Below are 22,640 nucleotides of genomic sequence, written 5' to 3'. Positions count from 1 at the left end.
TTTGATTTTTTCTTTAAAAAGCAAAAGATTGCAACGGATAGCGGGAAATAGCTTCTCATAAACGCCTAACAAAAATATCATTTTTTGTTGAAAGGAAATTATATCTTTGTGGAAATAATTTGTTTATGAGTTTACGTAATTTTCTTACGAGCCGGGTTTTTGTAATCCAGCTTTTGATTGCCGCTGTGATTGTTGGCGTTTTGGGTTATTTGTTTATGCATTGGCTGACTTTTACAACCGATCACGGTGAAGAAATCACGGTGCCCAATTTGAGCAAACTGAGCGAATTGCAGGTTGAGGAGAAGCTTGATGACCTAAATTTAGAATATGTTTTGCTGGACAGCGTTGATTTTAGAAAAGGGTATCCGAAGCACAGCGTGGTCGAACAGGATCCGGTTGCAGGCGCAAAAGTAAAAGAAGGAAGAAAAATTTATATTAAGATCAATTCGTCTGGGTTTACGACCGTGAGGATTCCGAATTTGGTTGAAAAAACATACCGCCAGGCTGTTCCAACATTGAAATCTTTAGGTTTGGAAGAAGGCACGATTACCTACAAACCCTATCTTGGAAAAGATATGGTGCTTGAAATGCGCTTTAACGGAAAGAAACTGAATCCGGGCGATAAAGTATTCAAATCTTCAAAAATCGACCTTGTTCTGGGTGACGGAAAAGTGGGTTTTGATGAAGCTGAAATGGATACGATTAAAAAAACTGAAACCCCAAAAGATGAACAATAACGAAGAAAACCAGGAATTGCCCGAAGACGAATTGTATGAGCATTTGAGGTTTGATGTTACCAATGGCCAGTCGCCGTTGCGGATTGATAAATTTTTGATGGGTTTACTGCCGAATGCTTCACGCAATAAAATCCAGGCTGCTGCTACAAATGGCGATATCTATGTGAATGATGTTCCGGTAAAATCGAATTACAAGGTTAAACCGATGGATGTTGTGCGGCTGTTGTTGTCGCATCCGCCGTTTGAAAACCGCGTAGATCCCGAGAATATTCCGCTTGATATTGTGTATGAAGACGATGCTTTGTTGCTCATTAACAAGCCGCCGGGATTGGTGGTGCATCCCGGACACGGAAATTATACGGGAACTTTAGTCAATGCTTTAGCGTATCATTTTGAAAACCTTCCGATGAACAGCAGTGAGCGTCCGGGATTGGTGCACAGGATCGATAAAGACACTTCGGGGCTTTTGGTGATTGCAAAAACCGAAGCGGCCATGACGCATCTGGCCAAGCAATTTGAACAAAAAACTTCTGAAAGAGAATATGTTGCTCTCGTTTGGGGAAATGTCAAAGAAGACGAAGGAACGATCGAAGGCAACATTGCAAGACACGTAAAAGACCGCATGCAAATGGCTGTCTTTGCCGATCCTGAAATTGGAAAACCGGCGATCACACATTATAAAGTATTGGAGCGTTTTGGATATGTAACTTTGGTTTCATGTATTTTGGAAACCGGAAGAACGCACCAGATCCGCGTGCACATGAAACATATCGGACACACTTTGTTCAACGATTCGCGTTATGGCGGTGACCTGATTTTGAAAGGAACGACGTTTACAAAATACAAACAATTTATCGAAAACTGTTTTAAAGTATTGCCAAGACAAGCGCTTCACGCAAAAACATTGGGATTCGTTCATCCAACGACTGGCGAAATGATGCGTTTTGATACCGAATTGCCGCAGGATATGAAAGACATTATTGAGAAATGGCGCGGCTATTCCAAATCGAATGCTGCGGAAGAAGAGGAAGAAGATTAATTTTTGGTCGAACGTCGAAAGTCAAAAAACGTACAAGAAAATAATAAAAGGCATAAGTGTTTTAACTCATGCCTTTTTATTTATAATAATTTGCCTTTTGTTGATTTCGTAATTTAACGCAAAAGTGAAAAATTTAGACTTTCAACTTTTTGACTTTCGACTTAATTCACCTCCGCAAAAGTATCTCCCTGTTTAAAATCACCTGATTTGAATCCGCGGTTAAACCAATACATACGCTGTTCTGAACTTCCATGTGTAAAAGAATCGGGAACAACCTGCCCTTGCATTTTTTTCTGAATGGCATCGTCGCCAACAGCATTTGCGGCACTTAGCGCTTCTTCGATATCTCCGGGCTCAAGGACGTGGTTTTTTTCTTCGTTGTAATGTGCCCACAATCCGGCGTAGAAATCGGCTTGCAACTCTAAAGCTACAGATAATTTGTTGGCATCGCGCTCGCTTAATCCTTGCTGCTGTTCGCGCATTTTTGCAGATGTTCCGAGCAAGGTTTGTACGTGATGTCCGACTTCATGCGCGATCACATACGCAATAGCAAAATCGCCACCTTCGGCACCAAAACGCGTTTTGAGTTCATCGAAAAAAGCCAAATCCATGTATACTTTATGATCGCCCGGACAGTAGAATGGGCCTGAAGCAGCACTTGCGCCGCCGCAGGCTGTCTCTACAGAACCTCTGAATAAAACCAATTTGGGTTCTTCATATTGCAAACCGTTTTCCTGGAATATTTTGTGCCAGACATCTTCGGTATCGGCAAGGACAACGCGAACGAATTTGCCCATTTCTTCATCTTCTTTGCTTAAAGGTACTGCTTCGGTTTGCTGGCCTTGCTGCATTTGTTGTTGCACCTGATTCAGCAATTGCGACGAATCGCCTCCCATAAACATATTGATCAATAGGATTACAATTCCGATTGCACCGCCGCCCAGCGCAACTTTTCCGCCTGAAATCGACCTGCGGTCTTCCATGTTATCACTTTCTCTTCTGCCGAACCATTTCATAATTTTGAGTTTTTGAGTTTGTAATTTAAATCCAGTTGTGGATTATTTTTTCGAGTGTTTCTTTGATAATTGGTTTTGAAGCGTAATCGTCCATTCCGGCTTCAAGGCATTTTTCCCTTTCGCCAATGACTGTACCTGCGGTAAGCGCAATGATCGGAATGTGTTTTTTCTGGATTTTCCTGATTTCAACTGAAGCCTCATAACCGTTCATGACCGGCATTTGGATGTCCATGAAAATCATATCCGGATTGGTTTCTATGAATTTCTGAACGCCTTCTTTTCCATCATAAGCCTCAGTAATGTGGCAATTCGGAATAATCTGCCTGATAAGCGTTTTCGCGAGCAGCATGTTGATTTTATTGTCTTCTACTAACAATACTTTGAAGTTTTTTCCTGACGTTTCTTCTTTTTCTTGTTCTGTAAAAATGATGATCGGATCTTGTTGGATCAGGATTTTTTCTGTAAACCCGGCTTCATCTGAAGTTTTGAATGTGACTTCGAAGAAAAACGCGCTGCCTTCGCCATAATCACTTTTGAGCTGCAATTTACTGTCCATTAAATTCAGTAATTTGTTGGAAATCGTGAGTCCGAGCCCAGTTCCTCCGAATTTTTTCGTCGTATATGTATCTTCCTGTGAAAAAGCCTCGAAGATCTTTTCCTGATTGGCTTTCCGGATTCCGATGCCGGTGTCTTTTACGGCAAAGCGGATTGTTGATTTTCCATCGTGGCTTTCAATGAGGCTGATGCTAAGTTCAATGATTCCTTTTTCTGTAAATTTAATCGCGTTACTTAACAGATTGATCAGGATTTGCTTGAGCCTGATGTAATCGGCGTAGATCATTTTTGGCAATTCGGGGCTGATGTTCAGGATCAGGTTGATTTTTTTAGCATTGGATTCATACGCGACCAATCCAATAACCTGGCTTGCAAGATCGGTTAAATTGTGCTTTTCAATATTGAGTTCGAGTTTTCCCGATTCGATTTTAGAGAAATCAAGAATGTTGCTGATGACTTCCATGAGCAATTTTGCCGATTGGTTTACCGTATTCATGTACTGTTTTTGAAAATCCTCGAGTTTGGTATTGGCCAATAAATCGGTAAAACCAATGATTCCGTTTAATGGTGTACGGATTTCGTGGCTCATATTTGCCAGGAATTCTGATTTTGCTTTGTTGGCCGCTTCTGCGATTTCCTTTTCTTTTACGGCAGTTTCATTTAGTTTTCTCTCGGTAATGTCGATAAAAATCCCTTCGATGAAAGCAATTTCGCCATCTTTGTAAATCGGTTCACCAAATTCTTCAACCCAAACCGTTTCGCCATCTTTTCGTTTGATGCGATAAATCGAATGAATCGGCTTGCCGCTTTGTATGGCATCATTGTCTTCCTGCAAAGTCCGCTCCTTGTCTTCGGTAAAAATCAGGTCGATAAAATGCCTTTTGTTTTCGAGGAAATCCGATTTTGGATAACCGGTCAGTTTTTCGATCTCGTCATTGAGGTAAATTTTCGTCCAATTCGGGTCATTTTTAGACAAATAAACCGTTCCCGGAATGTTATTGGCCAAAAGCCTGAATTTCTCTTCGCTTTCCTGAATGCTTTGCTCGCTGTAGATTTTCTCGATCGTCAGGGAGACATTTGTGGCAAGATTGAAAAGGATCTTAATTTCATCATCGGTCCAAATGCGTTCTTTGTAGATATCGTCAAAACCCAAAAATCCGTGGAATTTATTTTTTACGAAAATCGGGAACAAGATGATCGATACCACTTCCAATTGCTGCAGTTTGGCTTTAAGCGATTCATTTTTAATTTTCCGCGTATGCGCTACGAAGATCTTGTTGTTCAGCAATGGATCGATCAATTCCTCAAAAAAACTGTGGGGTAAATTTTGAAGCTTTTCGTTGTTTGCTGTCAGCGCCGTATTGTTGGTCAGCCAACGGTGCTTCTGGCTGATCAGATTGGTTTCGAGGTCATTTTCGTAATAATAGGCGCGGCTTGATTTTGTTGCATTCCCGATGATAATCAGCACATCGGCAAATACGTCATCGATGTTTTTGCTGTTCAGAAATTTTTCGGTACACTGTGACATCGCCGATAGCAGTTCGCTTTTATAGGCCAATGTGTTTTCGGCTTCAAGCCTGAGCTGTGATTCTAAAGCGATGATAATCAGGTCGGAAACCGAACGTGCAAAATTTATGTCTTCCGTATCCCAGATTTTAATTTCGGATGTAGTTTCGAAGCAAATAATTCCTTTGAGTTCGCCATTCATGAAAATCGGCGTATCGAGTAGAGAAAGGATTTTATTCTTCGGGATGTAATCTGTGCACAATTCTGCCGTAATCGGATTTGAATAAACATCTGAAGCCACAACCTGCATTTCATTTTCGATCGTATCGAAATATTTTGGATAAGCGGCTTTCGAGAGCGTAAAATTTTTCTCAAATTTATTCCGGCCAATGTCAAACATATTGCGGCAGCGGATTTTATCCGGATAATAATTCCAGTAACTCGACCGGTTTACGCCCAGGGTTTTCGTTGCTGTTTCAAGGATGTTTTTCAGGATATTTTCAAAATCTTCCTGGTTGGAGTAGGTTGTTTCCGCAAAAATCTTTAAAGTTTCATTGTAATGCTGGGTTTTTTCCTGGCGGTTTGCCCTTTCGGTCTCAAGGATTTTTATTGCGGTAATGTCACGTGCTATCGATGAATATCCGATCACCTCACCATTGTTATTTCTCCGCGCATTTACTTTTTGCGAGATCCAGATGAGTTCGCCGTTTTTATTGTAGATTGGAATATCCAGCGTTTCATGATTGGTGATGTAATAATCAAGGCTGTCGAAAAAGGACAGGACAGGCTCTTTAAAATCATCGCGGATGAATTCGGTGTAATGCATTCCCAGCACAGATTTCAGGCGGTAACCAAGTGTTTTTTCTGTAAATTCGTTGATGAAAGTCAGGTTTCCTTCGACATCGGTTTCCAAAATGATATCGGTCGCCGATTGCACGAGGTTTTTGTATTGATCCTGCATCAAAACCTGTTCTGTTACATCCTGGCCAATGCCAATAGTCATATCTTCGGTGTACTTTTTGTCTTTCCACTGAATGTATTTGTATTCGCCGTTCTTGCATTTGAGCTTTCTGATGTGCAGTCTTTCGTCAATAAAATTATCATGATAAGCTTCTCCTATGAATTCGGGGTCTTCGGTAATTTTCCAGAATCCCATGCCCATGGCTTCCTGTGGGGAATATCCTAAAATGGGCGTGATGGTGTCGCTGCAAAAGGACACTTCCCCTTTTTTGTTGGTGACAATGGTGAGTGAATTTCCCTTGTTTACGATTTCATTGGCAAATAAAAACTTGTCCTGGGCATTCAGCAACCCGATGTGTTTGGTGTAATGAAATACCGAGATGATGATCAAGGCATTGTACATGATACCAATGATTGCCGAATCAAGCCTTTCGTCCACAAGCAGCCAGGTCACTACTGCAAACATCGATCCGATGAAAAACAGGTATTGCCTGATGTTTTTGAACGTGTTGTATGAAAAGAAAAACGCCAGGATCAATTCTGTTAATGTAATGATCTCAAATGGCAGGAAGGTGATCTTGTAAAGCGAATAAAAGATGTAAAGAAGGAAAAGCGCTAGGAAAATCTTCTGGATGTTGTCCTTGATTGTTTTAATTTTCTTGCTGATAAAATACAAGGCAAGCAATACCAAACTGAAAACGGTATTGGCGAGCAATTCGGTTTTTACGCGGACTTTAAACAGTTCCAGGAAAACTTCTGTAATGAAAAAGACAATCCCTAAAAACAACAGATACAACTGGTATTGATCGGCTGTTGTGTTGATTTCAGAATAATTGCGTACTAAATTTTTATTGTATTTTGATTTTCGGGTAAACAGCGCATAAAATAAAATTCCGGTAATGAGCAACAATGCTATTAAAAACCAGGGATGAAAATAGAATGGCTGTGTTTCAATTCCAGCCCGAATTGCCGTTTGCCCAAACAATCCCGAAGCATGTGTTTCAGACACTACAAACAGGCTGATCAGTACAGATGTGAATATTTTGTAGCTTGGAGGCATTGATTTTATTGGCTTGAGACATTATAAAAATATAAAATTTAGTTTTACAGCCACTTATTTTCTCAGAATTTGTTGAAAGAAACTCCCGGACAATTGGCATTATAAGGAAAATATAGCCTTAAAGTGTGGTAAATACTGAAAATTTATTTTTTAAAACTCTGAATATCAGTATTTTGAAATTTTATTTGTATAAATGAATGTATTTTTTTTTATTAATCCAAGCCATATATATACTTCAGTAAATTATTTCTGATATTTTAGTAATAGAGAAAAAACCTACATAAACTTTAGTAGTTAAAATATTTACATCCATCGCATGAAAAACCTGATTGCCTTGAGTTTATCTTTGTATGGCGCATATCTAAAAGGCAAATCGAGCCAGTTGGCTTTCCTGACGATTGCTTTTTGATGGGAAAACAGGTCAAAACTGCTTCTGCCGTGATAAGCGCCAATTCCAGAATGGCCAACGCCGCCAAAGGGCAGGTTTTTATTTGCAAAATGAATCACGGCATCGTTAATGCAGCCACCGCCAAAAGAGAAATCCCGAATGATTCGACGCGCAAAAGACTTATCGTCTGAAAAAATGTAAAGCGACAACGGTTTTTCGTATTTGGCAATAATAGTTTCGAGTTCTTTTTCGTTTTCATAAGAAATGATTGGCAGTATGGGCCCAAAAATCTCCTCCTGCATGACAGCACTCTGAAGATCGGGTTCGTTGATCAAAGTAGGAGACAGGTATAAATTTTCTGGATTGCTTTTCCCTCCGGTTAAAACTTTGGTTTGGTCGATCATATCTGCAAGCCTGCTCCAGTTTTTAGCGTTAATAATGCGTGGAAAATCTGGAGACAATTCAGGATCTTCGCCATAAGCCGCAGTAATTTCTGACGTCAGAAGGGAAACAAGTTTGTTTTTTACTTTGTTCTGAACCAGGATATAATCAGGTGCAATGCAGGTTTGGCCGGCATTGATGAATTTTCCCCAAACGATTCTTTTTGCTGTTATAGGCAGATTCGCAGTCGCATCAACAATACACGGATTTTTTCCTCCGAGTTCCAATGTAACTGGCGTAAGATGTTCTGCTGCAGCTTTTGCAACAATTTTACCTACAGCGACACTTCCTGTAAAAAAGATATAATCCCAGCGTCTTTCAAGCAATCTTTTTGACACTTCAGAACCGCCTAAAAAAACCTCCACATGTGTTGGGTCAAAACTTTCACGGATAATTTCAGCAATCACGCCCGATACTTTTGGAGTTAATTCTGAGGGTTTTAAAACAACCGAATTTCCGGCAGCCACAGCAGCGATCAGCGGACACATCGCAAGCTGAAAAGGATAATTCCACGGTGCAATGACCAATACATTTCCGTAAGGTTCGCTATAAATGAAATCTGATGACGGAAAATTCAGTAAAGAAGGAAAAACCCGTTTCGGCTTCGTCCATTTTTTGATATTTTTTATGGTATGCTTTAGATCTGAAATGACATAACCTGTTTCAGTAACGACCGCTTCAAATTCAGATTTTTTAAAATCGTCATATAATGCCTGGATGATTTCCTGCTCGTGTAATAAAATACTGTCGAGCAATCGGTTGAGTGATTGTTTCCTGAAATCAATATCGGTTTTAAAATTCATCCTCAATAGTTTTTATAGCGAAGTCCGGAATCCAAAATAAGCATCTGCCTGACTGCTATCGCTGGTAAGTGCTGTAACGACGGCATTTGACCCGATGAAAAACCCGCCAACGCGAAATCCTAAGCCAAGTGTCGTTCCTGAAATTTCATTGAATGACAATGGCATATACGCTTCAAAATAATCCATTGTAAATCGCGGCGTGACTGAAAAAACATTCTGAGAAGTGATTTGACCGTTTTTATTGTCGTCGTTTATTTTTTGCCTTAAATATACGGTTGCATTTAATTTAGGGACAATATTTACATCTGCGTAAGCATTAAATGTTGTGGGAAGTTTGATCTTGAAATCGGTTTTTTCCGGGGAAGTTTTGTTTAGATAACCACTACTAATCAATACATTTTCAATGTCTTTAATGCTTTCTGAACCGTTAAACTGATTTAGGTTTAAACCTTCAGATGGAACTGCGTAATCCGGAATGCTCAAAGTATAATTTGTAGAGTGGTTGTCATTTGACCTGAACGTCATCGTACCGATGTTTTTCACGGCAAGACCAACTTTTAACCTATAACTGCCATCGTCGTTTTTCATTTGGTAATCAATCCCGAAATCTGTTGCGAGGCCGCTTAAACCGCCAAATAAAGATTTGGTGTAATCGCTGGTATTGGTAAAATCGCTGGCAAGCGAACCCGAATAAGCGATATTCAGATTGGCATTGGCATTGTCCAATACAAAATCGCCCAGCGTATTATTGATGGTTCCGCTAAAATCTCCTGCACCAAAATTCACATACGAACCGGGAAACAATAACTTTATTGTAAGTCCGCCGTTTAATTGATGTTTGTCATTTGAAAAAATCTTTCTCGCCGCAGATAAACCCACTTCACCCCAGGTCGTCGCACTGACACGCTGGTTTTTTGAGCCTGTTACCGCCGTCGCATAAAGCAAATCGTTAGTCGTTACCGCAAGCCCCAGATTTGGATCGACATCAACGATATTCGCCTGTATGTTCGCTCCGGTCGTAATCGCAAATCCCCAATCCATAACTTTTATTGCCGCTCCCGGCCCCATGATGTAAGCATCGAGCTTAAAATTTGCCGGGCTGTTTCCACTAAACAAAAGCTTTTCAAAATCATTGCCGTCGATAAGATCGCTAAAGCCGATTTTGTTGCTGCTCGCATTGACGCTCATGCCGAAAAAATTAAGTTCCAGATAGCTTTTTAGATTCGCCAGTTCTGAAGGATTGTTCAAAGCATTGACAATCCCAACGCGTTTGGAGGTCGATATTCCCGAGAATTCTTCCTGCGCTAAAGCAGGTAAAAATAACAACGAGCAAAAGGGCAGCAGGAATTTTTTCATTGATGCAGATTTTAATTTACGTTAAAAATACCGATATATTAGATACTTTTTATAAGAAGCCACAAAAAAGTAAAAATAAAATAATCTTTAAGAAGTAAAAAAGGCAATTATACAGATTTCCAAACCGCATCTTCAGGAACCGGCGCGGTGATTTTCAATTCCTCTTTGCTTACCGGATGAATAAATACGAGCTGCCGTGCATGCAAATGAATGCCGCCGTCAGGATTGCTGCGGTCTGCGCCGTATTTGAGATCGCCTTTTATGGGTGAACCAATGGCAGAAAGCTGCGCCCGGATTTGATGATGCCTACCAGTATGCAGATTAATTTCGAGTGCAAAATAATTGTTGAGTTCCTTAATGATTTTATAATCAAGGCTCGCAAGCTTACTTTCGGGAACTTCTTTTAAATATGCTTTTGAAGTATTGTTTTTTTCATTTCTCTTCAGATAATGAACGAGTCTGTCTTCAGATTTTGTCGGTTTGTTTTTAACAACGGCCCAATAGGTTTTTTGCGTTTCCCTGTTTTTAAACAACTCATTTAACCGTGTCAATGCTTTGGAAGTCCGCGCAAAAACCACAATTCCCGTTGTGGGCCGGTCAAGCCGATGCACCACACCCAAAAAAACTTCCCCAGGTTTGTTGTATTTATCCTTGATGTATTCTTTAACAACTTCCGACAAAGGTTTATCGCCGGTTTTATCGCCCTGAACAATGTCGCCCACACGTTTGTTGACCACGATAATGTGGTTGTCTTCGTGAAGCACCTGCAGGTTATTCTTATCAGAAATGGTTTTCATGTCAATTAATAATTAACAATGAATAGTTGACAGAAGTTATGGCCAATACGAGTAATTATTAATTGTTAATTATGCATTATTAATTAATACTGTTCTTTCTCATTGGGAAAGTCTTTCGACTTCACATCAGTCACATATTGCCCGATCGCCGAAGTCATCGTGTCATATAAATTGGCATACCTTCTCAGAAAACGCGGACTAAATTCATTGTTCATCCCAAGCATGTCGTGAATCACCAAAACCTGTCCGTCAACGCCGCCGCCAGCGCCAATTCCAATGACGGGAATCGAAATGCTTTCGGCTACTTTTTGTGCCAAATGTGCCGGGATTTTTTCAAGAACAACTGCAAAACAGCCAATTCTTTCGAGCAATTTAGCGTCTTCAATTAATTTCTCAGCTTCAGCTTCTTCTTTAGCACGAACGGTGTAAGTCCCAAATTTATAGATCGATTGCGGTGTCAAGCCCAAATGCCCCATCACAGGAATTCCGGCATTTAATATTTTTTTGATCGAATCTTTAATTTCGCTTCCGCCTTCCATTTTTACAGCATGTCCGCCACTTTCTTTCATGATCCTGATCGAGGAGCGCAACGCTTCTTTCGGATCCGATTGGTAACTTCCAAAAGGCAAATCAACCACGACTAAAGCGCGTTCTACCGCACGAACCACCGATGCCGCGTGGTAAATCATCTGGTCTAAAGTGATCGGCAAAGTCGTTTCATGCCCGGCCATGACGTTTGAAGCAGAATCGCCCACAAGAATCACGTCAATTCCGGCCGTATCCACAATTTTCGCCATTGTAAAATCGTATGCCGTGAGCATCGAGATCTTTTCGCCATTGGCTTTCATCTCGATCAGTGATTTCACCGTAATCCTTTTGTAATCTTTTTTCGCAACCGACATAAATGTTTTTTTTGGTACGTAAAAGTACTAAATGCTTTATTTCTGCAAGTCAAATCACCAATCTTTTTGACATATTTTTTCGGTTTAGGCGTTTCCCCGGCAGGAAAGTTCCCTCAAAACCGAAACAGCTTCCATGCCGGCGCCAGGCTGTCCGCTGTATCTTTTGTTCCGCTACGCTTCTCAAAAGGATGCCGCTTCCATCCCTAACGCAGAACCCACCGTAAAATGAAACCTGTCGTTTTACATCAACAGCCAAACAAAATAATGTAATTTTGTACCCAAAAATAGCCCGTTTTGAAAAACATCCTTATCATCGACGACGAAGAAAAACTCCGCGGATTGCTCGTTCGCATCATCAAATCAGAAGGTTTTGAAGCTTTTGAAGCACCCGATTTAAAGTCGGGTTTCAAAAAGATCGGACAAAATAATATTGACGTCATCCTCTGCGATGTCAAGCTTCCCGACGGAAATGGCGTCGAATTTGTCGAAAAAGTCAAAGCTGAATTTCCATTCATCGAAGTCATTTTACTCACAGCTTTCGGAAAAATCTCCGACGGCATCCAGGCGATGAAAAATGGTGCTTTTGATTATATCGTCAAAGGCGACGACAACGACAAGATCATTCCGCTGCTTTATAAAGCGCTCGAAAAAACGCAGTTGCAGCAAAAGGTACAGCAACTCGAAAAGCGCATTTCCGATAAATATTCTTTCGATACCATCATCGGAAAATCCAAAGCCATCGAGCAAGCCATCAGCCTCGCAAGAAAAGTCGCCAAAACCGATTCAACCGTATTATTAACCGGCGAAACCGGAACCGGAAAAGAAGTTTTTGCCCAAGCGATCCACGAAAACAGCAACCGCGCCGGGCAATCTTTTGTTGCATTGAATTGCAGCACATTCAGCCGGGAAATTCTCGAAAGCGAATTGTTCGGGCATAAACAGGGCGCGTTCACCGGCGCTTTAAAAGACAAAAAAGGTTTTATTGAAGAAGCCAACGGCGGAACATTATTTCTGGACGAAATCGGCGAAATGCCGCTCGAACTTCAGGCCAAGTTGCTGCGCGTGCTTGAAACCAGCGAATACATCCGCGTAGGCGATACGACACCAAAAAAGTCAAACTTCCGGTTGATTGCCGCTACAAACCGCGATTTAAAAACCGAAAGCGAAGCGCATCATTTTCGTTCTGATCTGTATTTTAGATTGAATATTTTCGGGATCAACATGCCGCCATTGCGCGAAAGGGTCAAAGACATTGCACCTTTGATTACATATTTCACACGCCAATTTTCGGCAAAAACTAATAAAAAAACTTTGGCAGTCGACGCCGCTTTTGTCGAAAAACTCGAAACTTACCATTGGCCGGGAAATGTGCGCGAACTCAAAAACATCATCGAAAGATCGGTAATCCTGGCCAATGAAGATCGGTTGACGGTTGACGAATTGCCTTATGAAATCCAGCATCAGGCGGAAAAAACTACAAAATCCATGTCGGCATTTTCACTCGCAAGTACTGAAAAACTCCAAATCCAAAAAGTTTTTAATTATGCTAAAGGCAATAAAGCTGAAACCGCGCGCCTGCTTGAAATTGGGATTGCAACACTTTACCGCAAACTCGAAGAATACAACATTCATTAAAATGGTATCATAACGATAAAAGCCTATCAAAACGATAGGCTTTTTTTATGAAAAAAAATCATGGATTTGACCTAAATAACTGTTTTTCAAAGCATTGTTTGTACGTGCCAGTTTTCGGAACACCTTTCGCTAACTGCGGTGCAAACATAAAAAATCACCCTATGAAAAATCAGGTCAACAACATCTACAACCAGGCAGAACGTTTTGCCGAAATCACCAAAACTGCGATTATTACAGGAAACATCATCCGTGCAAAAAAATGCCTCGCGTTGGCCGAAAGGCTTTTTGCAACAGGAAGCAATGAAACGAAAATTGCCATTTCAAATGTGTATGTTTTTTCGGTTTCGTCTTTTATGGAACTGCGTCACTGCAACATTTTAAACCTGTTCCCAAAAACGCTCAAGGCAGAATACATCAGGCAAATCAACGCTACCGGCGTTTAATTCAAACTCAAATGATCCTTACCATTATCTTAATCGGAGTAGCCATTTTGCTGTTTGCGATTTGTTTCAAAACCGTCGATTTCTTCGAAAAAATTTAAATCATGGCTATACTATTTATTGTTGCGCTCGCCGTTTTCGGCTATTTGGTTTATGTCCTCATCAAACCTGAAAAATTTTAATATTATGAATACAGAAATACTTGGCGTCATTGTCATTTTTATCATTTCGATCGCGCTTGCCTTGCCGCTTGGAAGTTATATTGCCCGGATTTTTTCGGGTGGCAAAACGTTTCTCGATCCGGTTTTCAATCCGATTGAAAAAGCCATTTTCAAAATATCGGGAATCGATTTCCAAAAGGAAATGAACTGGAAACAGCATTTAAAAACCTTATTGGGACTCAACATGGTTTGGTTTTTCCTCGCATTTTTCGTCCTGCTCGCACAGGGATTTTTACCGCTAAATCCGGATCACAATCCATCTATGTCGCCAGATCTGGCATTTAATACTGCCATTTCATTTTTGGTCAACTGCGATTTGCAGCATTATTCCGGAGAAACCGGCGTGTCTTATTTGTCCCAACTTGTATTGATGTTTCTGCAATTTGTTTCTGCCGGAATCGGGATTGCCGCGGCTGTTGTCGTTTTTACTGCAATGCGGGAACGCACGACTGACAAACTCGGGAATTTTTACAATTATTTCGTAAAAAGCTGTTTGCGTATTTTGTTGCCGCTTTCCGCTATAGTTGCGATCATTCTCGTTTTTAGTGGAACGCCTATGAATTTTGAAGGCAAAGATTCGATCACAACATTACAAGGACAAACGGTTGAAGTGTCGCGCGGGCCTGCTGCGGCGTTTATCGGAATCAAGCATATCGGTACGAACGGCGGCGGATTTTTCGGAGCCAATTCGGCGCATCCGTTGGAAAACCCGACTTATTTCACCAATGCGGTAGAACTTATTGCACAACTACTGATTCCGTTTGCGATGATTTTTGCGATTGGTTTCTTTCTAAAAAAAAGAAGATTTTCTTTTATCATTTTCGGCGTGATGACGGCAGGTTTTTTATTGCTGCTGATTCCGACGATGATCGCAGAAACCAGCGGAAATCCGGCGATTGAGAAAATGGGAATTTCCCAGATTTCCGGTGCGATGGAAGGTAAAGAAGTACGTTTTGGGCCAGCCGTTTCCGGATTTTGGAGCATTGCAACGACGGTCATTTCGACCGGCTCAGTCAACAGCATGCACGACAGTTCGATGCCGGTTTCGGGCGCAATGCAACTACTTGGAATGATGGTCAATGCCTTTTATGGCGGCTGCGGCGTAGGTTTTCTGAATTTCTATATCTTCATCATACTCGCCGTTTTTATTTCGGGTTTGATGGTCGGAAGAACGCCGGAATTCCTCGGCAAAAAGATCGAAGCGCGGGAAGTCAAGATTGCGGCATTTATTGCGATCCTGCATCCGTTTTTAATTTTATCCGGAACCGCATTGGCTTCTTATTTTGCCGCTCATGATACCGACATGGGTTTTTGGTTCAGTGGAAATGCCACAGACTGGCTTAACAATCCCGGACATCATGGTTTTTCTGAAATGCTATACGAATTTACTTCAAGTGCTGCGAACAACGGTTCCGGATTTGAAGGACTGGCCGATAACAATCCGTTTTGGAACATTTCGACCGGAATCGTTTTACTGCTAGCGCGTTTTCTCCCAATCATCGGCCCATTGGCTATAGCCGGATTACTCGCCAATAAAAAATACATCCCGGAAAGTGCCGGAACTTTAAAAACCGATACCACGATTTTTGGCGTGATGGTTTTTGCAGTTATCTCGATCATTGCTGCCTTGTCCTTTTTTCCTGCTTTGGCACTTGGCCCATTGGCCGAATATTTTACCTTAAAATAAATTAAAATGTCTCAAAATAAATCCAATTCATTGTTCGAAAAACGCCAGATGAAAGAAGCGCTTGTGCAATCTTTTGTCAAGCTGAACCCGAAAGTAATGTTCAAAAACCCGGTCATGTTTACCGTCGAAATAGGGACTGCCATAATGTTTGTCGTATGCATTGCCATTTTATTCGGCGCACAAGAGCAAGGCAGTTTCGCCTATAATTTTATCGTGTTCCTGATTTTACTAGCCACGCTTTTGTTTGCCAATTTTGCTGAAGCGATCGCCGAAGCCCGCGGAAAAGCCCAGGCCGACAGTTTGCGTAAAACCCGCGAAGAAACACCAGCCAGAAAAGTTTTATCTGATGGTACTTTTGAAAACGTCAGTTCGTCGGCGTTAAAAAAAGGCGATATTTTCATCTGCGAAAGCGGCGATCTGATTGCAACCGACGGCGAAATTATAGAAGGTTTGGCTACAATCGACGAAAGCGCCATTACCGGAGAAAGTGCTCCGGTGATTCGGGAATCTGGTGGCGATAAAAGCTCGGTTACGGGCGGGACAAAAGTACTTTCTGATAAAATAAAAGTCATCGTAACATCTGAACCCGGAGAAAGTTTCCTTGACAAAATGATTGCATTGGTTGAAGGGGCAAGCCGCCAGAAAACACCGAACGAAATCGCTTTAACCATATTACTCGCCGCTTTTACGCTCATTTTCGTGATTGTCTGCGTGACCTTAAAACCTTTTGCTGACTACGCAAACGCGCCTATTACCATTGCGGCATTTATTTCTTTGTTTGTTTGTTTGATCCCAACAACGATAGGCGGTTTGCTTTCAGCGATCGGGATTGCGGGAATGGACCGTGCGCTGCGTGCCAATGTGATCACCAAATCGGGAAAAGCGGTCGAAACTGCCGGAGATATTGATGTGTTGTTGTTGGATAAAACCGGAACAATTACGATAGGAAACCGGAAAGCCACGAATTTTTATCCGACAAAAGGCATTGCTTTTTCAGATTTTGTACGGTCGGCGGTGATGAGTTCGCTTGCAGATGACACGCCAGAAGGCAAAAGCATCATCGAACTCAGCGAACAACTCGACGAAAACGGGGGAAAATTATTGCTGACTTCATTGGCTTCGGATATTTCAGAAACGATCAAATTTACCGCCGAAACCCGAACCAGCGGCGTCATTTTAAAAGACGGAACAAACATCAGGAAAGGCGCACAGGACGCGGCAAAAAATATCGCGCAACAAGCCGGAAATGCTTATCCGCAAGATACTGCGAACAGAGTCATCGAAATTTCTTCAAATGGCGGAACACCTTTGGTCGTAATAAAAAACGGACAAATCCAGGGTGTAATCGAATTGCAGGACATCATCAAAACCGGAATGAAAGAACGTTTTGACCGTTTGCGGAAAATGGGTGTTAAAACAGTAATGGTCACCGGCGACAATCCGCTGACAGCAAAATTTATCGCAGAAAAAGCCGGTGTCGATGATTTTATCGCCGAAGCCAAACCCGAAGATAAAATGAATTACATCAAAAACGAGCAGCAAATGGGCAAGCTTGTCGCGATGATGGGCGATGGCACGAATGACGCTCCGGCGTTGGCCCAAGCCGATGTTGGCGTAGCAATGAACAGCGGAACACAAGCTGCAAAAGAAGCCGGAAACATGGTCGACTTAGACAATGATCCTACAAAATTGATTGAGATTGTTGAAATCGGAAAACAACTGCTGATGACACGCGGCACGCTGACGACATTTTCGATTGCAAATGATGTGGCGAAATATTTTGCGATCGTTCCGGCACTTTTCATCACCGCAATTCCTGCGCTTGAAGGTTTAAACATCATGCATTTGCACAGTCCGGAAAGCGCGATTTTATCGGCAGTGATCTTCAATGCGATCATCATTCCGATCCTGATTCCGCTTGCGCTGCGCGGCGTAGATTACAAACCCATCGGAGCCAGCGCGATCCTAAAAAGAAACCTTTTGATCTATGGCCTTGGCGGATTGATTGTGCCGTTTATCGGGATCAAACTAATCGATTTACTTGTCGCTTTATTCATGTAAAGTGACTGAGCAGTTGAGAAACTGAGCCATCAGAAAACTCAGGTACTCAGTTTCTCAGGCACTCAGCAACTAAAAAATCCAAATTATGAAAAATATATTTCCAATGATTAAATTAACGATTGTGACACTCGTTTTATTTGCCGGAATTTATCCGCTGGCGGTATTCGGCATTGCGCAGTTTGCACCAAACCATGGCAAAGGCGAAACGATTGTACTCAACGACAAAACTATAGGTTACCGCAGGATCGGACAGGAGTTCAACCAGTCGAATTATTTCTGGGGCAGGCCGTCGGCAGTAAATTACAATGCAGCAGGAAGCGCGGGAAGCAATAAAGCACCTTCAAATCCTGAATATTTAGCATTGATTCAGAAACGCATTGATACTTTTTTGATTGCACATCCGTATTTGAAAAAATCTGAAATTCCGTCGGATATGGTGACGGCTTCGGGCAGCGGACTCGATCCGGACATTTCTTTTCAAGGTGCAAAAATCCAAATCAAACGCATTGCGGCTGTTCGGAAAATCGATGAAAGTAAAATTCAAAAACTGGTTTCGGAACACATTGAAAAATCGGTTTTCGGGCCTGAAAAAGTCAATGTGCTCGAACTCAACCTTGCTTTAAACAAATTACAATAACAACATTTACCATTACTCTTATGAAACTATTCAGCACCTTACTCTTGCTATTTTTCTGTGTCATTTCGATGAACGCACAAACCGATTCAATCAAATCTAAAATTCCGTTTGACGGCATGGACTTGAGTTGGATCAACGGACAAAACCGCCAAAAGAATTTTCCATTGTCACTAAAAGACAGCGAAGGTGAAACGATTTTAACCGGCGTGGCGTATCTCGATACGTATTACAATTATAATTTTGCAAAGCCGACCGACAATACCCAGACGAATTCATCGACCATTGGCCGTCACAACGAATTCACGCTGAACCTTGCCAGCATCGGAATTGAGACCAATTACAAAAATATCATCGGAAGGATTTGGCTGCAATATGGCCAAATGGGTTCTATCGTAAATGACCTTGACGGATCGGTGTATCGCGGACGAAATACAAACATCAACAACCTCAAATACATTCGTGAAGCCGCAGCCGGTTATCATTTTGATGTCATGCACGGATTGAACATTGAAATGGGGATTTTCATGAGTTACATCGGATTGGAAAGTTACATCACGCAGGAAAACTGGAGTTACCAGCGCAGCATGGTGTGCGATTTTACGCCTTTTTATTTTTCAGGAGCGCGGGTGCAATTGTATCCATCGGCGAAATTTAAGACTGAATTGTGGCTTTTGAACGGCTGGCAAACCTACAACAGTTACAGCAAAGGTCCCGGAGTTGGAAATTCAAATTATTACCGCCCGAACGAAAATTTACAACTTGTTGCCAATTTTTATTACGGAAAAGACACACAGAATCCGGACGAATTTGGCAACCAATCCAACCGCATCCGCTTTCACCACGACAACAGTATCGTTGCGCGTTATTATAAAAACCCGAACTCAAAAGGCATTTCGCAAGCGGCGTTCAGCCTGAATTCGCATTATGGTTTCCAGAAAAATGACGAAGCAAACGACGTGGTAAAAGCATCACAGAATTTTATGCTCGGAACGTCATTGGCCAACAGAATCTGGTTCAATAAAAACAAAATGGCGGTGACGCTGCGCGGCGATTATTTAACGAACCAGTCGGTTGTCAACGGTGTGAACACTTCACCTTATTTAGCTTTTACACCGGCTGCAACAGGAGATATTCCGAACAATTACGACGAGGCGATTGCCAATAATGAAAAACTGCGTTTGTTTCAGTTTACCACTACATTTGACATCATGCCAAGCGATTACGTGACTTTCAGATTTGAATATGGTTACAGAAATGCATCGGTTCCTTATTTTACAGGATCTGGCGGAACGACATCGCCAACCGGATTTACAAACGGTGCGCCGTCAACATTGCCTTGGGCAGCCAATTTAAGGAAAAATGAAAACCGATTTACAGTTGCCGTGAATTTCAGGTTATAAAAACAACACAATTATGGATAAAGAACAGCACGTTCAGCAGTTCCTCGACCTGATCCAGAAATCGCGCAAAGGAAAGTTTAAAGTCTACATCGGGATGAGCGCCGGTGTAGGCAAAACGTATCGGATGTTGCAGGAAGCGCATACGCTTTTGCGAAATGGGATCGATGTGAAGATCGGGTTTATAGAAACGCACCACCGCAAGGAAACCCACGAATTGCTCGTGGATTTGCCGGTTATACCGCGGCGTACGTTATTTTATAAAGGCAAGCAGCTTGAAGAAATGGATTTGAATGCGATCATTAATTTGCGGCCCGAAGTGGTAATTGTCGATGAATTGGCACATACCAATATCGAAGGCAGCAAAAACGAAAAGCGCTGGCAGGACGTTTTGGAAATCCTGGACGCCGGGATCAACGTGATTTCGGCGGTCAACATCCAACACATTGAAAGCCTGAATGCAGCGGTGAAACGCATTACGAATGTCGATGTTCAGGAACGCATTCCGGACAATGTTTTACGGTTGGCCGATGAAGTCGTCAATATCGACCTTACGGCAGATGAACTCATTGCGCGGCTCAAAGAAGGAAAGATTTATACTTCCGACAAAATTGCAACGGCGCTGAATAATTTCTTTAAATCGGATCAGATTTTACAATTGCGTGAACTTGCTTTGAAAGAAGTGGCGAGCCAGGTGGTACGGAAAGTGGAAAATGAAGTTCCGAAAAGCATCGCGCTTCGGCATGAAAAACTGCTCGCGTGCATCAGCAGCAATGACAAAACGGCAAAGATCGTGATTCGGAAAACAGCGCGGCTCGCCGGATATTACAACAGCAAATGGTATGTTTTGTATGTCGAAATTCCGAAGGAAAGCAGCGACAAAATCGCACTCGACAAACAACGGCATCTGATCAATAATTTTAAATTGGCTACAGAACTCGGTGCTGAAGTCATCAAAATCCAAAGCTCGAATATTACCGACGGCATTCTCGAAATCTGCGCCCAAAAACAAATTACAACCGTTTGCATCGGAAAGCCGCACCTGAACTTATTTAAAGTAATTTTGTCAACGAATATTTTTAATAAATTGCTAAACAACCTCTCATCGTCAAATACGGATCTTGTAATTCTGTCATGAAATGAAAATTAAAACCAAACTCAACCTCGGCGTCGGATTGTTATTTGTGCTGATTATTATACTGGCGCTTACGGCGGCTTTTTATGTGTTTCAGATCAAAAAAGACACGGAGAATATCCTGAAAGCCAATTACAATTCGCTTGAATATTCCCGAAATATGTTGCTTGCCATTGATGAAATTCTGCCTGAGCAAACGCAATCGACACAAATTTTCGAATCGAGCTTAAAGAATCAAACTGCCAATGTAACCGAACCCGGAGAAAACAATTTTACAATGTCCTTGCAGAAAAATTTCAATCTGCTCAAAAAAGACCCGAACAATGAACACGTTAAAAGTGCCGTGCGCCGCGATATTTTTGAGATCATGAAACTCAATATGGCAGCGATCAAGCAGAAAAATGAAGTCGCCAGGAAAACTGCCGAAGCTGCAAATTTTTACATTGCCATTACCGGAACGTTGTGTTTTTTGATCGCATTTAATTTGCTAGTGAATTTACCGAATAACATTGCCAATCCAATCAAGGAATTAACAGCCAGCATCCAGCAAATTGCGAATAAGAATTATTCTGAGCGTGTGCGGTTTACAAATCATAACGAGTTTGGCGACCTTGCAAAATCATTCAATACCATGGCGGAAAAACTGCAGGAATACAACAATAGCAATTTGTATAAACTGTTATTTGAAAAGCAGCGGCTCGAAACGCTGATCAACAACATGCACGACCCAATCATCGGACTCGACAACGAAGGAACGATTTTGTTTGTGAATGATGAAGCGCTTCGGATCATCGGATTAAAATCTGAAGATATCATAGGAAAATCTGCGTCTACATTGGCGTTAACCAATGACTTGCTGAAATCGCTGATCATTAATGACCTCGAATCCGGGAAACCGCACCCAATGAAAATCTATGCCGATAATAAGGAAAGCTATTTCGAAAAAGAAACTGTCAACATTACGATTACGCCCATTGGCGAAGACCGGACAATCGACATTGGAAACGTCATTATCCTCCGGAACATCACGCTTTTTAAAGAACTCGATTTTGCCAAAACCAATTTCATCGCTACGATTTCACATGAATTGAAAACCCCGATCGCATCGATCAAACTCAGTTTGCAGCTGCTGGAAAAACCGGCGACCGGAATGGTAAATGAAGAACAGCAATTGCTGATTGAAAGCATTAAAGACGACAGCCAAAGACTCCTCAAAATTACCGGCGAATTGCTCGAACTTTCACAGCTGGAAACCGGCAACATTCAACTCAATATCGAAAAAAGCAATCCGTATGAAATTGTAAATTATGCCATGGAAGCGGTAAAAGCACAAGCCGAACAAAAGCATGCCGAACTGGTCATCCATACAGAATCCAATCTGCCAAATGTGAAAGCCGACACCGAAAAAACTGCCTGGGTTTTGATCAATTTCCTGACCAACGCGATCCGTTATTCTTCAGAAAACAGCAAGATTACAGTCCATTTAAAACGAGAAGCGCAACAAATTATTTTTCAGGTAACAGACACCGGAAAAGGCATTGATAAACATTATCAATCCAAGATTTTTGACAAATATTTCCAGGTTCCTGGCAGCCACAAATCGGGAACTGGCCTCGGCCTGGCCATCAGCAAGGAATTTATCGAGGCGCAATCTGGGACAATAGGCGTGGAGAGCGCGCTGGGATTGGGAAGTACGTTTTATTTCAGATTGGGAATTGTTTGATTTTTCAGGAGCTTTTTCCTGCTATCCGCTCTATCTTTTGTTTCACTGCGTTGCACAAAAGGATGCCGCTTCTATCAGGGCTAGGGGAGTTTTGAAATGAAAAAGCGACTCAAAATGACAATAGCGTTTTTAACTCAGGCACTC

The 22,640-nt window shown here is 41.8% G+C and carries 17 protein-coding genes; 11 read left to right on the top strand and 6 right to left on the bottom strand.

What is annotated here, in order from left to right; all coding sequences use genetic code 11:
- Positions 1-125: 125 nt before the first annotated feature.
- Together BLS32_RS15350 and BLS32_RS15345 are read left to right on the top strand one after the other, a co-directional pair.
- On the top strand, positions 126-737 hold the full coding sequence (locus BLS32_RS15350) for a PASTA domain-containing protein (RefSeq protein WP_091397866.1): 612 nt from the start codon (positions 126-128) through the stop codon (positions 735-737).
- Complete coding sequence (locus tag BLS32_RS15345) at positions 727-1,776, top strand: RluA family pseudouridine synthase (protein ID WP_091397864.1); 1,050 nt, start codon at positions 727-729, stop codon at positions 1,774-1,776. Before BLS32_RS15350 ends, BLS32_RS15345 begins: the two co-directional genes overlap by 11 nt.
- Positions 1,777-1,937: 161 nt before the next feature.
- On the opposite strand, the gene ypfJ is transcribed toward BLS32_RS15345, so the two are convergent.
- From ypfJ to panB, 6 genes are all read right to left on the bottom strand, one after another.
- Positions 1,938-2,792, bottom strand: a complete 855-nt coding sequence (gene ypfJ, locus BLS32_RS15340) for a KPN_02809 family neutral zinc metallopeptidase (RefSeq protein WP_091397862.1) — start codon at positions 2,790-2,792, stop codon at positions 1,938-1,940.
- Positions 2,793-2,817: 25 nt separating this feature from the next.
- The gene (locus tag BLS32_RS15335; protein WP_091397858.1) at positions 2,818-6,873 is read right to left on the bottom strand and encodes a PAS domain S-box protein; all 4,056 of its coding nucleotides are present in this window, start codon (positions 6,871-6,873) and stop codon (positions 2,818-2,820) included.
- A gap of 303 nt (positions 6,874-7,176) precedes the next feature.
- Positions 7,177-8,505, bottom strand: a complete 1,329-nt coding sequence (locus BLS32_RS15330) for an aldehyde dehydrogenase (RefSeq protein ID WP_091397855.1) — start codon at positions 8,503-8,505, stop codon at positions 7,177-7,179.
- Between the two features lie 12 nt (positions 8,506-8,517).
- Complete coding sequence (locus BLS32_RS15325; protein WP_091397851.1) at positions 8,518-9,861, bottom strand: hypothetical protein; 1,344 nt, start codon at positions 9,859-9,861, stop codon at positions 8,518-8,520.
- Positions 9,862-9,968: 107 nt separating this feature from the next.
- Positions 9,969-10,658, bottom strand: coding sequence for an RluA family pseudouridine synthase (locus tag BLS32_RS15320; protein WP_170227610.1), 690 nt, complete (start codon positions 10,656-10,658; stop codon positions 9,969-9,971).
- Between the two features lie 83 nt (positions 10,659-10,741).
- Positions 10,742-11,560 carry a 3-methyl-2-oxobutanoate hydroxymethyltransferase gene (gene panB / locus BLS32_RS15315; RefSeq protein WP_091397844.1) on the bottom strand — a complete coding sequence of 273 codons (819 nt, stop codon included), beginning with the start codon at positions 11,558-11,560 and terminating at the stop codon, positions 10,742-10,744.
- A gap of 294 nt (positions 11,561-11,854) precedes the next feature.
- Here panB and BLS32_RS15305 point away from each other — a divergent pair, with 294 nt between their 5' ends.
- The 9 genes from BLS32_RS15305 (at position 11,855) to BLS32_RS15265 (ending at position 22,496) form a co-directional block, all read left to right on the top strand.
- Positions 11,855-13,195 carry a sigma-54-dependent transcriptional regulator gene (locus BLS32_RS15305; RefSeq protein ID WP_091397838.1) on the top strand — a complete coding sequence of 447 codons (1,341 nt, stop codon included), beginning with the start codon at positions 11,855-11,857 and terminating at the stop codon, positions 13,193-13,195.
- 161 nt (positions 13,196-13,356) lie between these two features.
- Positions 13,357-13,638 (top strand): DUF7674 family protein, encoded by a 282-nt coding sequence (locus BLS32_RS15300; RefSeq protein WP_091398434.1) that lies wholly within the window; start codon positions 13,357-13,359, stop codon positions 13,636-13,638.
- A gap of 101 nt (positions 13,639-13,739) precedes the next feature.
- Positions 13,740-13,817 (top strand): K(+)-transporting ATPase subunit F, encoded by a 78-nt coding sequence (gene kdpF, locus BLS32_RS15295; protein WP_091398430.1) that lies wholly within the window; start codon positions 13,740-13,742, stop codon positions 13,815-13,817.
- 4 nt (positions 13,818-13,821) lie between these two features.
- A complete protein-coding gene (kdpA, locus tag BLS32_RS15290) occupies positions 13,822-15,543 on the top strand; it encodes a potassium-transporting ATPase subunit KdpA (RefSeq protein WP_091398427.1) in 1,722 nt (573 codons plus the stop codon).
- 6 nt (positions 15,544-15,549) lie between these two features.
- On the top strand, positions 15,550-17,604 hold the full coding sequence (gene kdpB, locus BLS32_RS15285; RefSeq protein ID WP_091397835.1) for a potassium-transporting ATPase subunit KdpB: 2,055 nt from the start codon (positions 15,550-15,552) through the stop codon (positions 17,602-17,604).
- Between the two features lie 85 nt (positions 17,605-17,689).
- The gene (locus BLS32_RS15280; protein ID WP_091397832.1) at positions 17,690-18,241 is read left to right on the top strand and encodes a K(+)-transporting ATPase subunit C; all 552 of its coding nucleotides are present in this window, start codon (positions 17,690-17,692) and stop codon (positions 18,239-18,241) included.
- A 20-nt stretch (positions 18,242-18,261) separates the two neighbouring features.
- Positions 18,262-19,641: an outer membrane beta-barrel protein gene (locus BLS32_RS15275; RefSeq protein ID WP_091397829.1), complete on the top strand. Its 1,380-nt coding sequence runs from the start codon at positions 18,262-18,264 to the stop codon at positions 19,639-19,641.
- A gap of 13 nt (positions 19,642-19,654) precedes the next feature.
- Positions 19,655-20,776 (top strand): sensor protein KdpD, encoded by a 1,122-nt coding sequence (locus tag BLS32_RS15270; RefSeq protein WP_091397827.1) that lies wholly within the window; start codon positions 19,655-19,657, stop codon positions 20,774-20,776.
- Position 20,777: 1 nt separating this feature from the next.
- A complete protein-coding gene (locus tag BLS32_RS15265) occupies positions 20,778-22,496 on the top strand; it encodes a HAMP domain-containing sensor histidine kinase (protein ID WP_091397824.1) in 1,719 nt (572 codons plus the stop codon).
- Positions 22,497-22,640 lie beyond the last annotated feature (144 nt).

This window comes from Flavobacterium noncentrifugens, assembly GCF_900100375.1.
Lineage (GTDB): Bacteria > Bacteroidota > Bacteroidia > Flavobacteriales > Flavobacteriaceae > Flavobacterium > Flavobacterium noncentrifugens.
This window is presented reverse-complemented; position numbering and strand designations above follow the sequence as displayed.